The sequence below is a fragment of the Paraburkholderia nodosa genome, from assembly GCF_001718195.1.
GTDB lineage: Bacteria > Pseudomonadota > Gammaproteobacteria > Burkholderiales > Burkholderiaceae > Paraburkholderia > Paraburkholderia nodosa_A.
The window spans coordinates 14,930-30,385 of the sequence record NZ_MCNV01000022.1 but is presented as its reverse complement, the minus strand read 5'-3'; the positions used below and the strand labels follow the sequence as shown (position 1 = coordinate 30,385).

At 64.3% G+C, this 15,456-nt stretch carries 11 protein-coding genes; 9 read left to right on the top strand and 2 right to left on the bottom strand.

The genetic code is table 11. The annotated features are described in order from the left end of the window. The first annotated feature begins 230 nt into the window (after window positions 1-230). The 3 genes from aspT (BFD71_RS28975) to BFD71_RS28965 all read left to right on the top strand — a co-directional run bounded on the left by aspT (BFD71_RS28975) (window position 231) and on the right by BFD71_RS28965 (window position 5,430). Window positions 231-1,913, top strand: a complete 1,683-nt coding sequence (gene aspT, locus BFD71_RS28975) for an aspartate-alanine antiporter (RefSeq protein ID WP_069267747.1) — start codon at window positions 231-233, stop codon at window positions 1,911-1,913. Between the two features lie 98 nt (window positions 1,914-2,011). Beyond that, window positions 2,012-3,697: an aspartate-alanine antiporter gene (gene aspT / locus BFD71_RS28970; protein WP_069267746.1), complete on the top strand. Its 1,686-nt coding sequence runs from the start codon at window positions 2,012-2,014 to the stop codon at window positions 3,695-3,697. Between the two features lie 71 nt (window positions 3,698-3,768). Continuing rightward, window positions 3,769-5,430, top strand: coding sequence for a bifunctional aspartate transaminase/aspartate 4-decarboxylase (locus tag BFD71_RS28965; RefSeq protein ID WP_069267745.1), 1,662 nt, complete (start codon window positions 3,769-3,771; stop codon window positions 5,428-5,430). Window positions 5,431-5,574: 144 nt separating this feature from the next. On the opposite strand, the gene BFD71_RS28960 is transcribed toward BFD71_RS28965, so the two are convergent. Next, window positions 5,575-6,159, bottom strand: coding sequence for a YceI family protein (locus BFD71_RS28960; protein ID WP_256094964.1), 585 nt, complete (start codon window positions 6,157-6,159; stop codon window positions 5,575-5,577). A gap of 491 nt (window positions 6,160-6,650) precedes the next feature. Here BFD71_RS28960 and BFD71_RS28955 point away from each other — a divergent pair, with 491 nt between their 5' ends. The 3 genes from BFD71_RS28955 to BFD71_RS28945 are packed head-to-tail and all read left to right on the top strand — an operon-like array spanning window position 6,651 to window position 8,699. Continuing rightward, the gene (locus BFD71_RS28955) at window positions 6,651-7,244 is read left to right on the top strand and encodes a cytochrome b/b6 domain-containing protein (RefSeq protein WP_069267743.1); all 594 of its coding nucleotides are present in this window, start codon (window positions 6,651-6,653) and stop codon (window positions 7,242-7,244) included. 6 nt (window positions 7,245-7,250) lie between these two features. Next, on the top strand, window positions 7,251-8,036 hold the full coding sequence (locus tag BFD71_RS28950) for a molybdopterin-dependent oxidoreductase (RefSeq protein ID WP_069267742.1): 786 nt from the start codon (window positions 7,251-7,253) through the stop codon (window positions 8,034-8,036). Window positions 8,037-8,084: 48 nt separating this feature from the next. After that, complete coding sequence (locus tag BFD71_RS28945; RefSeq protein WP_069267741.1) at window positions 8,085-8,699, top strand: hypothetical protein; 615 nt, start codon at window positions 8,085-8,087, stop codon at window positions 8,697-8,699. A gap of 458 nt (window positions 8,700-9,157) precedes the next feature. Here the strand turns inward: BFD71_RS28945 and BFD71_RS28940 are convergent, their stop codons facing one another. Then, window positions 9,158-10,408, bottom strand: a complete 1,251-nt coding sequence (locus BFD71_RS28940; protein ID WP_083245529.1) for an MFS transporter — start codon at window positions 10,406-10,408, stop codon at window positions 9,158-9,160. Window positions 10,409-10,883: 475 nt separating this feature from the next. Here BFD71_RS28940 and xdhA point away from each other — a divergent pair, with 475 nt between their 5' ends. The 3 genes from xdhA to xdhC are packed head-to-tail and all read left to right on the top strand — an operon-like array spanning window position 10,884 to window position 15,416. Next, window positions 10,884-12,422, top strand: a complete 1,539-nt coding sequence (xdhA, locus tag BFD71_RS28935; protein ID WP_069267740.1) for a xanthine dehydrogenase small subunit — start codon at window positions 10,884-10,886, stop codon at window positions 12,420-12,422. A 40-nt stretch (window positions 12,423-12,462) separates the two neighbouring features. Further along, window positions 12,463-14,829, top strand: coding sequence for a xanthine dehydrogenase molybdopterin binding subunit (xdhB, locus tag BFD71_RS28930; RefSeq protein ID WP_069267739.1), 2,367 nt, complete (start codon window positions 12,463-12,465; stop codon window positions 14,827-14,829). Then, window positions 14,826-15,416: a xanthine dehydrogenase accessory protein XdhC gene (gene xdhC, locus BFD71_RS28925; protein WP_069267738.1), complete on the top strand. Its 591-nt coding sequence runs from the start codon at window positions 14,826-14,828 to the stop codon at window positions 15,414-15,416. Before xdhB ends, xdhC begins: the two co-directional genes overlap by 4 nt. Window positions 15,417-15,456: the final 40 nt, after the last annotated feature.

The following is a 15,456-nucleotide window of genomic DNA, read 5'->3' as shown; positions in this document are numbered from 1 at the left end:
CGAGACGCCCTTTGCCTCTGGCGAATTGTGAGTCATTGCGGTCGGTGAATTTCCCGTCATTTACGAGCCGGAATTAAGCGCGCGTTGACGCTTTTTCTGTGTGAATGAATTGTTGTGCGTGAGGGAAAATAACGACCGGGAATTAGCGCTGCATGTTATTTAATGTGCATTACCGCTCGTTTTTTGAGCACGCTTTCGGGCTAACTAAAACGTAAATCGGCAGACCAGACATGATCGTCGAATTGCTGAAGTCGCAACCCGAGATTGCCCTGTTCGTGAGCCTCGCGCTCGGTTATCTGATTGGTTCGATCCGCTTCGGTCCGATCTCCCTCGGAGGCGTGTGTGGCACGCTGATCGTCGCGCTCGTGCTCGGGCAAACCGGCGCGCGCATCTCGCCGGACCTCAAGAACGTCGCCTTCGCACTCTTCATCTTCGCGCTCGGCTTCACGGGCGGTCCGCAGTTCTTCGCGAACGTCGGGCGCGGCTGGCGCTACGGACTGCTCTCGATCGTCGAGATCGTCTCGGTCATGGCGCTCGTCATGATCGCGGTCGTCGTGATGAAGCTCGATGCGGGCACAGCGGCGGGCCTGCTCGCGGGCGCGGCGACCGAATCGGCCGTGATCGGCACGGCTTCCGAGGCGATCACGCGGCTCGGCCTGACCGACGCCCAGGTGAGCACGCTGCAGGCGCATATCGTGACCGCATACAGCGTGAGCTACCTCTTTGGCCTCATCACCATCGTGCTCTTCACCAGCCAGATTGCCCCGCTGATCCTGCGCGTGAACCTGCGGGAGGAGGCCGCGCGCCTGTATCGCAAGCTCAGCGGCGACGGCGCGCTCGACGAAGGACAGCGGCTCGCGCTCGCGCCGCTCGAAGGTCGCGCGTTCAAGGTGGGTCCCGCAGCCGGCGCCGCAGTCGCCGCCTTCGAGGCGCGTTTTGGCAACAACGTCACGATCGAGTACGTGCTGCGCGATGGACGCCAACTGGACGCCAATGCGCAGTCCGTGCTGCAGCCGGGTGACATCGTGCTGATCGCCGGGCGCCGCGAAGCCGTGATCGAAGCAGCAGGCAGTCTCGGCGAAGAGATGCCGGGCGAGGGCTTGTTCAAGCTGCTCGCGAAACGCGTGGACGTGATGGTTACGCAGCGCGACGTCAGCGGCCTCACGCTCGCGCAAATGCGCGAGCGCGCCGCGCCGCAAGCGGGCCGCGGCATCTACGTCGGCGCGATCACGCGGCTCGACAACACGGTGCCCGCCTTGCCCGGCATGGTCGTGCATCGCGGCGACGTGCTGACGCTGGTCGGCACGCCCAGCGACGTCGCGCGCGGCGCGAAGCGTCTGGGCTACGTGATCCAGCAGACCCAGAAGACCGACTTCGTCTATCTGGGCCTCGGCGTGCTGGTCGGCATGATGATCGGGCGTTTCGGCGTGAACGTGGGCGGCGTCACGCTGGTGCTCGGCACGGGCGGCGGATGCCTGCTCTCGGGTCTGTTCTTCGGCTGGCTGCGCTCACGTTACCCCCTGGTAGGCTCGCTGCCCTCGGCCGCCGCGCAGGTGCTCAAGGACTTTGGTCTTGCCACCTTCATCGCGGCCGTCGGGCTTTCCGCCGGCCCCGACGCCATCAAGCTCGTGCGCGAGTATGGTCTCGCGCTGCCGCTCGCAGGCATTCTGATGGTGCTCATTCCCGGGCTCCTCGCACTGTGGATCGGGCACATGTTCCTCAAGCTCGAAGCGCCGATGCTGCTCGGCGCCATCGCCGGCCAGCAGTGCAGCACGCCGGCGATCAGTGCGCTCGTCGGCGTAGCCGGCAACTCGACTCCCGTGATCGGCTACACGATCACCTACGCGCTGTCGAACATCCTCTTGCCGCTCATGGGCCCCGTGGTGGTAGGGCTCGCGGCGAAGTTTGGCTGACGCATCCTGGCTGGTGTTTTCGGCTCGATCTGGCCGGCGGTGTCTCATTGCCGGCCATCCCCAGCAGCAAGGGGGTTCTTTCTCAAAGCGAGGACACGATGGAATGGCTACATGACATCTTTCACAAATCCCCGGAAATCGCGCTATTTCTTTCTCTGGCCGTTGGCTACTGGATCGGTCAGATCAATTTCGGCAAGTTCCAGTTAGGCGGCGTGGGCGGCTCGCTGCTCGCCGCCGTCGTCGTGAGCCAGGTGGGCGTGACCGTCGACAACGGCGTGAAGGCGGTGATGTTCGCCGTCTTCATCTACGCCGTGGGCTACGACTCGGGCCCCGGCTTCTTCAACTCGCTCAACCGCAAGACGCTGCGCGAAATCGCCATGGCCGTGTTCATGGCGGTGGCGGGTCTCGCCACCGTGCTGGTTTGCGCGAAGCTCTTTCACCTCAACAAGGGCCTTGCCGCCGGTCTCGCGGCGGGCGGCATGACGCAGTCGGCCATCATCGGCACGGCCGGCGACGCGATCGCGCGCCTGGGCTTGCCGCCCGACCAGGTGAAGGCCATGCAGGCCGACGTCGCGATCGGCTACGCCGTCACCTACGTGTTCGGCTCGCTCGGCGCGATCATCGTCTGCGTGAACATCCTGCCGAAGTTCATGGGCCGCAGCCTCAAGGACGCCTCCGCGGACGCCGAGCGCGAGATGTCGGGCGGCAACGCCGCTGCGGGGCCGGGCCAGATCACGGCGCTGCCCGAGTTGTTCGGGCGCGTGTTCCGTGTCGAGAAAGCCGCGGGCAAGACCGTCAAGCAGATCGAGCTGGCCGAGAGCGATTTCGTCGCGGTCGAGAAGATTCGCCGCGCCGGCAAGGTGCTCGACGCCACCCCCGACTTCGTGCTGAGCCGCGACGACGTCGTGCTGGTCGTGGGCCGTCGCGAGCAGATGGTCGAAGTGGGCGCGCTGATCGGGCCGGAAGTGCCGGACTCGGGCGGCATGAGCCTCGTGATGCAAACGCGCCAGCTCGTCTTCACGCGCAAGGGCATGAACCACACGACGATTGCCGAAGTGCGCAAGAACGTGGACCGCGATCTGCGTCACGGTGTGTACATCGAGAAGATCGAACGTGTTGGCCAGCCCGTGCCGCTCCTGCCCGAAACGAAGCTCGAGCACGGCGACGTGGTGACGATCTATGGCACCGCAACGGATACGAAACGCGCCGTGCAGGCCGCCGGCTACGAACTCGCGTACAGCAACAAGACCGACTTCATCTACATGGGCGTGGGCCTCGTGCTCGGCCTGCTGGTGGGCCTGATCGTCGTGAACGTGGCCGGCATTCCGCTCACGCTCGGCTCCGGTGGCGGCTGCCTGCTCGCGGGTCTCGTGTTCGGCTGGATGCGCGGCAAGCACCCCATGTACGGCGTGATGCCGCCCGCGGCTTCGCAGCTGCTCAAGGACTTCGGGCTTGCGGCGTTCGTCGCGGTGGTCGGCCTGAACTCGGGCCTGCAGGCCGTTGTGACGGTCAAGCAGAGCGGCATCACGATCTTCCTGCTAGGCGTGGTGGTGACGCTGGTACCGCTCTTCCTCACGATGCTGTTTGGCCGCTACGTGCTCAAGTACAACAACGCGGCCATTCTGGCGGGCGCGCTGTCCGGCGCGCGCAGTGCGAACCCGGCGTTCGGCGGCATTCTCGACAAGGCGGAAAGCGCGGTCCCCACCGTGCCGTTCGCCATTACCTATGCGATCGCGAACGTGCTGCTCACGCTGCTCGGGCCGCTCGTGGTCGGTCTTGCATGACATGCACTCAACGTGTGCTGCGCGAGGAAAAAAGCGCGCGGCACACGCAACGTCTTCCAATGGAGAACACCATGGCAACGAAAGCGAAGGGTAACGGCGCGAAAGAAAAGTCGGGTCTCGATGCACTGAGCCCGTTCGAGCTGAAGGACGAACTCATCAAGGCGGCCGGCGGCGGCGCGACCGCGCGCCCGGCCAATCTCGCGATGCTCAACGCGGGCCGCGGCAACCCCAACTTCCTCGCCACGATTCCGCGTCACGGCTTCTGGCAACTCGGCCTCTTTGCCATGCGGGAGTCCGAGCGCTCGTTTGCCTACATGCCCGAGGGCGTGGGCGGCTTCCCGCAGCGTGACGGCATCGTCGAGCGCTTCGACCTGTTCGTGCGCGAGAACAAGGGGCAGCCCGGCATCAGGTTCCTCGCGGGCGCGGTGTCGTACGTGCGCGATCAGCTGGGGCTCTCGGCGGGCGACTTTCTCTATGAGATGTGCGAAGGCATTCTCGCCTGCAATTACCCGGTGCCGGACCGCATGCTCAAGCTTTCGGAGATCATCGTCGGGCAGTATCTGCGCCGCGAGATGATCGGCAAGCATCCGTTCGTCGGCGAGTTCGACGTGTTCGCGGTAGAAGGCGGCACGGCGGCCATGACGTACATCTTCAACACGATGCGCGAGAACTTCCTGATCAAGGCCGGCGACACCATCGCACTCGGCATGCCGATTTTCACGCCGTACATCGAGATTCCGGAACTCAACGATTACCAGCTCAACGTGGTGCATCTGAACGCCACGGTGGAAAACAACTGGCAGTACTCGAAGAAGGAGCTCGACAAGCTGCGCGATCCGAAGGTCAAGGCGTTCTTCCTTGTGAACCCGAGTAACCCGCCTTCGGTAAAGATCGATGACGCGAGCCTCGAGTACATCGCCGAGATCGTGAAGGAGCGTCCGGACCTCATCATCCTGACCGACGACGTGTACGGCACCTTCGCCGACAACTTCGTCTCGCTCTTCGCGCTCGCGCCGAAGAACACGATTCTCGTGTACTCGTATTCGAAGTACTTCGGCGCGACCGGCTGGCGTCTGGGTGCGATCGCCACGCACCGCGACAACGTGCTCGACCACACGCTCGCAAAGCTGCCGAAGGACGAGAAGAAGGAACTGCACAAGCGCTACGAATCGATCACCACCGAGCCGGACAAGCTCAAGTTCATCGACCGTCTGGTGGCCGACAGCCGTACTGTCGCGCTGAACCACACGGCCGGTCTTTCGACGCCGCAGCAGGTGCAGATGGTGCTGTTCTCGCTGTTCTCGCTCATGGACACGCCCGACGCGTACAAGAACGCGCTCAAGCGCCTCATTCGCAACCGCAAGCGCGCGCTCTTCGAGGAAATGGGCGTGCCCTACGGCGAGGGCGATCCGAACCAGGTCGACTACTACACGATCCTCGACATGGAATACATGGGCGAGAAGCGCTTTGGGCGCGAATTCGTCGACTGGCTGCTCAAGCAGGTCAAGCCCAACGAGTTGCTGTTCCGTCTCGCGGAGGAAGCGCGCGTGGTGCTGCTGCCGGGCAAGGGTTTCGGCACGCCGCATCCTTCGGGGCGCGTGTCGCTCGCGAACCTCAACGAGTCGGACTATCGCAAGATCGGCCGCGCGGTGCGCAAGCTCACCGAGGAATACGTGCAGCGCTATAACGAGGCCACCGGCAAGAACCTCGATCCGACTGCCGTGAAGAAGTAAGCGCAGGCGGCGCCTGGCCACCTCGAGTCCCCATACGTTTGCAGTCCGGGCCGCGTCCGGCGTAGTTGCCGGGTGCGGTTTTTTTATGGCTCCTGGCAGATTCCCGGGATAGGTCTCTGTTCGAACCGGAAGCAGACCGCCGATTCACGGATCGGCACGTTCCCTGACAAATTCGGCACGGATTCTCATGTGCACGTCATCCCCGACTGCCGAGGACCATTTCGTCAGACCGAACGCTGCCCGGCTGAAATGGCCGTCGGCGGAGAAGGCCAGCGTCTCGGGAGCGCCCGGTGGATCGTCCGGAGCTGTGTCGAAGGTGACATCGAGCGTGACGGGGCGAGTCGTCGTGCGGATCGTCAGATCCCCTGTCAACAGGCCATTGAACGGACCGATCCGGACAAGGCGGGTGCTGACGAAGCGAATGGCCGGATAATGCGCCACGTCGAGCATGCCGCCGCTTTCGACGATTCGGGTGACAAACGGCGCGTTCGCTTCGAGGCTTGTCGCGTCGATCGTCACCACCACGCGGCCCGAAGCCGCGCCCTGGAATCCATCGAGCTCGGCACCTACGCGGCTAAAGCGCATCGTGAGATTCGAGTGCCAGGCGTTCGCGACGTCGAATGTCACACCGGAACGGGCCGGATCGAGCCGATACTGTGCCAGCGGTGCGGACGTGTCGACAGGAGCGGCGCTGACCCCGACAGCTGCAATGGCAGTGCAGGCAAACATTGCGATTGCGCTTGCGTGGGGTTTGAGACAAACCATGGTCACGCCACGCCGACGGATGGGGTTGCGACCCAGCACGCTCTTTTACCTCCACTTTTCCGGGCGGGAGCCGCCCGCGGCGAGCAGCAATCGCATGTGCTCGGACGCGCGCAAAAGTTGTGCCGCCACCGTACTGACAGGTGGAGCACCCCCTTTGGTTGCCGGCATGCCCCATTCACGCGGAAAGCATCTGTCGAGATAGCACCACGGCCTTGTGACGAAATGAGGACACCGGGAAAACGTTCTGCATGCTCCCTTTATTTCACTGCGCTTGAAAGCCCGATGCGCTCAACGTGATTTCGGCGTTCGTGCCTGTCGGAAAACTGAAAGGAAAAAATTCCCGGCAGCAGTGGAATAGGGACGTGAGTAGGAGGTTTACCCACCAACAAGGAGCCGACCACGGAACGATCGGGCCAGATCCGATCGCAGACGAACAACTTCCACGAAACCTGCACATGAGCCGAACGATCATTCAGCCTCTCTGGGTCCGCGCGACACACTGGATCAACGCCGTCGCGGTCGTGCTGATGGTGACCAGCGGCTGGCAGATTTACGATGCCTCGCCTATCTTTGCCGGCCTGAAATTTCCCGCGAGCATGACCTTGGGCGGCTGGCTGGGCGGCGCATTGCAGTGGCATTTCGCGATCATGTGGGTGCTGGTCGCGAATTACCTCGTCTACGTGTGCCTCAATCTCCTTTCAAGGCGCTTGTGGAGAAAGCTTCTCCCGATCCGCTTGAGTACGCTACGCCGGGACCTTGTCGCCGCGCTGCGCGGCAAGCTGGCACACGAAGATCTGGCGCGCTACAACGCCGTTCAGAAACTGGCGTATGTCGTGGTTATCGTCGACATCGCAGTCGTGATCCTTTCCGGCCTCGCGGTCTGGAAATCGGTTCAGTTTCCCCTGCTGCGAACGCTCATGGGGGGGTACGACAACGCACGGGCCGTCCACTTCTTCGCCATGAGCGTTCTCGTAGCGTTTTTCGTGGTGCACGTCGTCATGGTCGCGCTTGTGCCGCGCTCGCTGCGCCTGATGGTTCGCGGACGGTGATCGAACATGCCCTCTCGCAAAAAACCACTCAATGCGTTTCTCGTTTCAAACGCGGATTCGATCATCAAGGACGCTCGCGGCGAATTGAAGAGTCCCGCTCGCAGGTTGCTCGGCAGACACATACTCACGCTCGGCGGCATTGCGTTGCTCTCGGGCTGCGATCTCTCGAACGACAAGTCGGTCAATACCATGCTGCGCAAGATGTCGTTCTTCAATGACCGCGTGCAGGCGCTGCTGTTCGATCCGAACAAGATGGCGCCGACGTATCCGGAGTCGATGATCACGCGGCCTTTCCCTTTCAACGCGTTCTATGACATCGACGACGTACCGGAAGTCGATTCTGCGACCTATCGGCTGCAAGTGGGAGGACGTGCGAACGGCAAACGCATATGGACCCTCGACGAACTGCGAGCGCTGCCACAGGAAAGCCAGATCACGCGTCATATCTGCATCGAGGGCTGGAGCGCCATTGGGCACTGGGGCGGTGTGCGTTTCTCTGATTTTCTCCGCCGTGCCGGGGCCGACACGACAGCGAAGTACGTCGCGTTCCATTGTGCCGACAACTATTGGACCAGCATTGATATGCCAACAGCGTTGCACGCGCAAACGTTGCTTACGCTGACCTATGACGGGGACGTGCTGCCGCCGAAATACGGCTTTCCGATGAAGCTGCGCATGCCGACCAAACTCGGCTACAAGAATCCAAAGCATATCGTCGCCATCACGGTGACGAACGAGTATCCCGGCGGTTACTGGGAGAACCAGGGCTACAACTGGTTCGGCGGTTCCTGAAGTGCAATCGACTCTTTCCTCAACGCATATCCGCTACATGGAGCATTCATGACCATTCGACTCAAAGTTGCAGCGACCCTTGCCGCAATGGCGCTTGCCGGCAGCGCGCTGGCGCAAACGCCTGACGCGAAGCCCGTGCGTATTCGCGGCAGTATCGTTTCTCTCGATGGCGATGTTCTCAAGGTCCATCGACGCAGTGGCGATACGGTGTCGATCGACCTTGCGGCCAACGTTCCCGTCTCGTCTGTCAAGGCGATGCAGCTATCCGACATCAAGCCGGGTACGTTCGTCGGCACGGCCGCGACGACCGGTACTGATGGCAGGCTGACGGCGACCGAAGTCGTGGTCTTCCCGGAAGCCGCGCGCGGCACGGGCGAGGGACACTACGCGTGGGACCTCGGCCCGAACAGCACGATGACCAACGCGAATGTCGATACTGTCGTGCAGGGCACGGACGGCCGCAATCTGAAGCTGTCGTACAAGGGCGGCAGCAATGAGGTCACGGTACCGCCCAATGTACCGATCGTCACCTTCGTGCCGGCTGCGCGCTCCGATCTGGCGCCAGGCAAGCAAGTGTTCGTGGTCGCGAAATCCGCGTCACAGGGTGCGTATGCCGCGCAGCGCGTGGTGGTCGAAAAGAACGGCGTCGTCCCGCCGATGTAAGCGAACGCGTTCGGGTTTCCCGGAAGTTCCTGGGCAATCACACAATCCGCGCGCCGGACCGGAACGCGAACGACTTTTCAGTCCGGCGTGCCTTGTGGGCCAGGAAGTTTGCGCCCGGCGACGTACCGCGCAATGCGGCTTGCGGTGCTCAATAGCCACCGCCTGAAGAGTTGGTTGAACTGCTCGACGCGCCGTTACCGCCTTGATTCATATCGCCACTCGCGGCAACGGACCCCGAAACCGCGGCCATGCCGAGGCAGACGAGACACGCAAGAACCATCCTGAATCGCTTCATGATGATTTCCTCCTGGGTAAGCTCGCAGGAAGTCCCGCGCAGGGGCATCCGGCGAAGCATTAGCCGCGCTATTGCCAACGACGCCGACCTGCGGGTGCATTGCGGACGCGTCGCGCGGCTTGTCGCGAACGCTGGCATCGACATAGTAACTAACGCCGCGCGCCTACGACTTATTCCCCGCGGCGGGGTTTGCGTTGCTCGTGCTTTGCGTATCTTGTCCCGCGTGCGCGCGCACGCTCTTGCGATGAAGCGAAACCGAAAGCGCCACGGCGGACGCTGCGGCGATCGCGGCGAAAAGAAACACCGACCCATAGCCGAACAGATTCGCCACGTAGCCTGCGAGCGGGCCGGTAATGCCCAGCGAGAGATCGAGGAACACGGAGTAGGCCGAGAGCGCCGCGCCGCGGCTGGCGGGCGGCACGAGCCCGACCGCCTCGACGCCGAGCGCCGGGAACACGAGTGCGAAGCCGAAGCCGGTGAGCGCCGCGCCCGCGAGCGCGACTTGCGGCGTGGGCGCGAGCCACAGCAGCAAGAGGCCCGCGCATTCGCACGAGAACGAGACGATGGCGACGCGGAAGCCGCCGAAGCGCTTGATGGTATTGGCGAACAACAGACGCGCGCCGATGAACATCAGACCGAACACCGTGAGCGTGAACGCGGCGTTGGGCCAGTGGCGCGCGGCGTAGAACAGCGTGATGAAGGTCGCGATGGAGCCGAAGCCCGCCGAGCCGAGCGCGAGGCCGATGCCGTGCGGCAGCACGCGCGTGAACACGCTGCGGTACGACATGCGCTCGCCGTGCACGACCGGCACCGGCGCGATGGGCCGTGCGAGCCAGAAGCCGAGCGCGGCCATCGCGATGACCGAAATGCCGAGCATCCAGTAGCCGAGCGCGTGCGCCATCACGACGCCCAGCGGCGCGCCGATCGCGAGTGCGCCATAGGTGGCGATGCCGTTCCACGAGATCACCTTCGCGTTGTGCGCGGTGCCCACGCGGCCGATGCCCCAGAGGATCGCGCCGGTGCCGCACAGGCTTTCGCCGCAGCCGAGCAACAGGCGGCTCACCACCAGCAGCGCGAGCGAGAGGCCGGGCCAGTGATCGACGAGCGTGCCGAGCAGCAGCAGCACGCCGCTCGAGCCGCAGATCGTCAGGCCGATCGTCACGGTTTTCTTGGGGCCGAGCGTATCCGCCGAGCGGCCCGCGAGCGCGCGTGAGCAGAGCGTCGCGATGTACTGCACGCTGATGGCGGCGCCCGCCACCACGGTGCTGAAGCCGAGGTCGTTGTGCACGTAGCCCGGCAGCACGGCGAGCGGAATGCCGATCGTCAGGTAGCAGAGGAAGGTGAAAAAGACGACCGGAATGATCTGCAGGGTCGTCGACGCGGCTTTGCGCGGGGGCGCCAAATCAGCGGACATGGGGAAAATGCGGATGGAAAACGGCGGGAAAGGCGTGATTCTCCCATGGAACCGGTTTTTATGCAGAAACTGAAAAGCTGTTCCGGCGCGCGGAACACGCGTTTTCTGCGCTGATGACGGCCTTTTGCAACCGGGAACCCAGCTGCGAAGATCCCGCGATTTTGCGCGACGTTGGCGGCAATTCGCGTTGCAGCGGCGCCTTGGCCCGACCGCGCGGGCGGGGAAATCAGCATCGGAACGGGTTAATAGCCAGTCGAATATGTCCGATATTCGCAAATTGGCCCTGAAATCGCGCAATCGAGACGCTTCGACATAAGCACAGCCTCGCTGCAGCACACCGATTTATCGACTCAACGATATATCCCCCATGCTCCTGTAGCTATGGGTTGCCAATATTGGCAGTGATAGTTTTCGAACCGTCCACTCGAGCGGCATACGCCTTTTGCGAGCCGCATCCAACGACGAGCCAGAAACCATGAGCCAGCCGATCCGCTTTTACCACCGCAACGCGATTCGCGAAATCAGCGACGCGGGCGTCACCCGCACCGTTCTCCAGTACCTGCGCGAAGACGCGCGCTGCACCGGCACCAAGGAAGGCTGCGCCGAAGGCGACTGTGGCGCCTGCACGGTCGTGGTGGGCGAGCGCAACGAGGCGGGCGGCGTGAGCTTCAAGGCCGTCAACGCCTGCATCCAGTTCCTGCCGACGCTCGACGGCCGCGCGCTCTTCACCGTCGAAGACCTGCGCCAGCCCGACGGCTCGCTGCACCCCGTGCAGCAGGCCATGGTCGACTGCCACGGCTCGCAGTGCGGTTTTTGCACGCCGGGCTTCGTGATGTCGATGTGGGCGCTCTACGAGAAGCATGGCCACGAGCACGCGGGCCAGCCCAACCACGCCTGTGCCACGAAGGGCGCGTGCAGCGTGCCTTCGCGCGACGAGATCGCCAATGCGCTCACGGGCAACCTGTGCCGCTGCACGGGCTACCGGCCGATCCTCGACGCCGCCGAGCAGATGTTCAAGGCCGATGCGCCGAAGCAGCCCGTCGACGTGAAGGCGCTCGCCCAGACGCTCGCCACGATCGAGCGCAAGGACACCTTCCACTACGAGAGCCGCGGCCAGCAGTACGACGCGCCGCGTACCGTCGATGCGCTCGCCGCCATCAAGGCCGCGCGCCCCAACACGCGCATTCTCGCGGGCAGCACCGACATCGGCCTGTGGGTCACGAAGCAGATGCGCGAACTTGGCGACATCGTCTACGTGGGCCAGGTCGACGCGATGCGCCGCATCGACGTGAGCGACGACTGGATCGAGATCGGCGCGGGCGTAACCGTCGAGCGCGGCTATGCGGCACTCGCAAAGCATTACCCGGAACTCGAAGAGATGTGGCAGCGCTTCGCCTCGCTGCCGATCCGCAACGCGGGGACGATCGGCGGCAACGTCGCGAACGGCTCGCCCATCGGCGACTCGATGCCCGGGCTCATCGCGCTCGGCGCGCGCGTGGTGCTGCGCGGCGGCGAGATCGAGCGCGAAATGCCGCTCGAAGACCTCTACCTCGCCTATCAGAAGAAGGACATGGCCGAGCACGAGTTCGTGCTCGCGCTCAAGGTGCCCACGCGCACCGGCGCGCGCGCGAACCTGCGATTTCGCACCTACAAGGTCTCGAAGCGCTTCGACTCGGACATCTCGGCCGTGTGCGCCGCCTACGCCTATATCGCCGATGGCGACGTGATCCGCGAGCCGCGCATTGCGTTCGGCGGCATGGCCGCGACGCCAAAGCGCGCGACTCACGCGGAAGGCGTGCTGGCCGATGCGCAGTGGCACGAAGCCACCGCCCAGGCCGCGATGATCGCGCTCGGCAAGGACTACGCGCCGCTATCCGACATGCGCGCGACGAGCGACTACCGCCTCGAAGCCGCGAAGAATACGCTGTACCGTTTCTGGCTCGAAACGCGTCCGCACAACCCGCTCGCGCCGCAAGCGCTCAATGTGCGCAACGTCGCCGCAGAAACCGCTTGAGACATTCAGGAAACGGAAAAGACATACGGAGAACGAAGCAATGAACCAGCAAGCCGAACCGTTCCTGGACGAACTCAAGGCACGCGAGCCCTTCGCGCAAGTGCACGTCTCGCGCCCGCACGAATCCGCGCATCTGCACGTGAGCGGCCGCGCCACCTATACCGACGACATTCCGGTCGTGGCCGGCACGCTGCACGCCGCCCTCGGGCTTTCGCAGAAGCCGCACGCCCGCATCGTGTCGATGAACCTCGCGAAGGTGCGCGCGACGCCGGGCGTCGTAGCGGTGCTCACCGCCGAGGACATTCCCGGCGTGAACGACTGCGGCCCGATCATCCACGACGATCCGGTGCTCGCCGACGGCGTCGTGCAGTACGTGGGCCAGCCCATGTTCATCGTGGTGGCGGCGTCGCACGATACGGCGCGCCTCGCCGCCCGCCGCGCCGAGGTGCAGTACGAAGAGCTGCCCGCCGTGCTCACGGCGCAACAGGCGCGCGCCGCGCAGCAGTCGGTGCTGCCGCCGATGAAGCTTGCGCGCGGCGAGGCGTTCACGCGCGCGGCACGCGCCGCGCATCGGCATGAAGGCGAGATGCTGCTGGGCGGCCAGGAGCAGTTCTACCTCGAAGGCCAGATTGCCTACGCGGTGCCGAAGGACGACGATGGCATGCACGTGTGGTGCTCCACGCAGCACCCGAGCGAGATGCAGCACCTCGTCGCGCATGTGCTGGGCGTCGCCTCGCACAACGTGCTCGTGGAATGCCGCCGTATGGGCGGCGGCTTCGGCGGCAAGGAATCGCAGTCGGGCCTCTTTGCCTGCTGCGCGGCGCTCGCCGCCTGGAAGCTCCTGTGCCCCGTGAAGCTGCGCCCCGACCGCGACGACGACATGATGGTCACGGGCAAGCGCCACGATTTCCACTACACGTACGAAGTGGGCTACGACGATCAGGGCACGATCGAAGGCGTGTCGGTCGACATGACCTCGCGCTGCGGCTTTTCCGCGGACCTGTCCGGCCCGGTGATGACGCGCGCGGTTTGCCACTTCGACAACGCCTACTGGCTGCCCGACGTGTCGATCGCCGGTTTCTGCGGCAAGACCAACACGCAGTCGAACACGGCGTTTCGCGGCTTCGGCGGCCCGCAGGGCGCGTTCGCGATCGAGTACATCATGGACGATGTGGCGCGCACGCTCGGCCTCGATTCGCTCGATGTGCGCCGCCGCAATCTCTACGGCAAGACGCAGAACAACGAGACGCCCTATGGCCAGGTCGTCGAGGACAACGTCATTCACGAGCTGATCGACGATCTGGTGGAAACGAGCGGCTATCGCGCGCGCCGCGCCGCGATTCGCGAATTCAACGCGAGCAACGATGTGCTCAAGAAGGGCATTGCGCTCACGCCGGTCAAGTTCGGCATTGCGTTCAACGTCACGCACTTCAACCAGGCGGGCGCGCTCGTTCACATCTACACCGACGGCTCGGTGCTCGTGAACCACGGCGGCACCGAAATGGGCCAGGGCCTGAACACGAAGGTCGCGCAGGTGGTGGCGCACGAACTGGGCATCGAGTTCGGCCGTGTGCGCGTGACCGCCACAGACACGAGCAAGGTCGCGAACACGTCCGCCACGGCGGCATCGACCGGCACCGACCTGAACGGCAAGGCGGCGCAGGACGCCGCACGTCAGTTGCGCGAGCGCCTCGCCGCGCTGGCGGCGACGACCTACGGCAAGGGCGAAATCAGCGCCGCGGACGTGGGCTTTGCCAACGACTCCGTGATCGTGGGCGAGACGATCGTGCCGTTCGAGACGTTGGTGTCGAAGGCCTATCTCGCGCGCGTCCAGCTCTGGTCCGATGGTTTCTACACCACGCCCAAGCTGTACTGGGATCAGGCCACGCTGCGCGGGCGGCCGTTCTACTACTACTCGTATGGCGCGGCGGTGTCGGAAGTCGTCATCGACACGCTCACGGGCGAAATGCGCGTGCTGCGCGCCGATGCGCTGCACGACGTGGGCGCGTCGCTGAATCCGGCGCTCGACGTGGGCCAGGTGGAAGGCGGCTTCATTCAGGGCATGGGATGGCTCACCACGGAAGAACTGTGGTGGAAGCCGGACGGCAAGCTCATGACGCACGCGCCGTCCACCTACAAGATCCCGACCGTAAACGACACGCCAGCGGAATTCAACGTGCGGCTCTTCAAGAACCGCAACGCGCAAGACAGCATCCACCGCTCGAAGGCCGTGGGCGAGCCGCCGCTGTTGCTGCCGTTCTCAGTGTTCTTCGCGATTCGTGACGCCGTGGCGAGCGTGGCCGATTACCGCTTCAATCCGCCTATGAATGCGCCGGCCACCGCCGAGCAAATCCTGAAGGGCGTGCGCGCGGTGCGGGCGATGGCGCGCGAGGGGGCTGCAAAATGAATCGTCATCCTCAGCATTGCGTGCGCGTCGACGAAACCGGGCGCGTGATCATCGGCCGCCGCAGCACGCCGGTGCCGCACTACGGGCCGATGCACATCGTGCTGTTCGGCGCGGGCCACGTGGGCCATGCGCTCGTCACGCTGCTCGGTATGCTGCCGTGCGTGGTGCAGTGGGTGGACGAGCGCGACGAGCTGTTCCCCGACGAGGTGCCCGCCAACGTGCAGATCGAAGCGACGGACACGCCGGCGGCCATCGTCGACGAAGCGCCGGCGGGCGCGTACTTCCTCGTGATGACGCACAATCACGCGCTCGACTTCGAGTTGAGCGAGCGCATCATGCGGCGGCGCGATTTCGCGTGGTTTGGCCTCATCGGCTCGAAAACGAAGCGCGTGAAGTTCGAGCGGCGGCTCATGGAGCGCGGCGTGGAAGCCGAGCGCATGGACGAGATGACGTGCCCGATCGGCGTGACGGGGATCGTCGACAAGGCGCCTGCGTCGATTGCGGTGGCGGTCGCCGCGCAACTCATGCAGATGCGGGTGGTGCAGCGCCCGGCGGTGGTGAGAACGGTCGCGCTCGAGCGCGCCTGATTCCACGCGCCATACAAGCGAAACGGGCGCGCCTCGATGA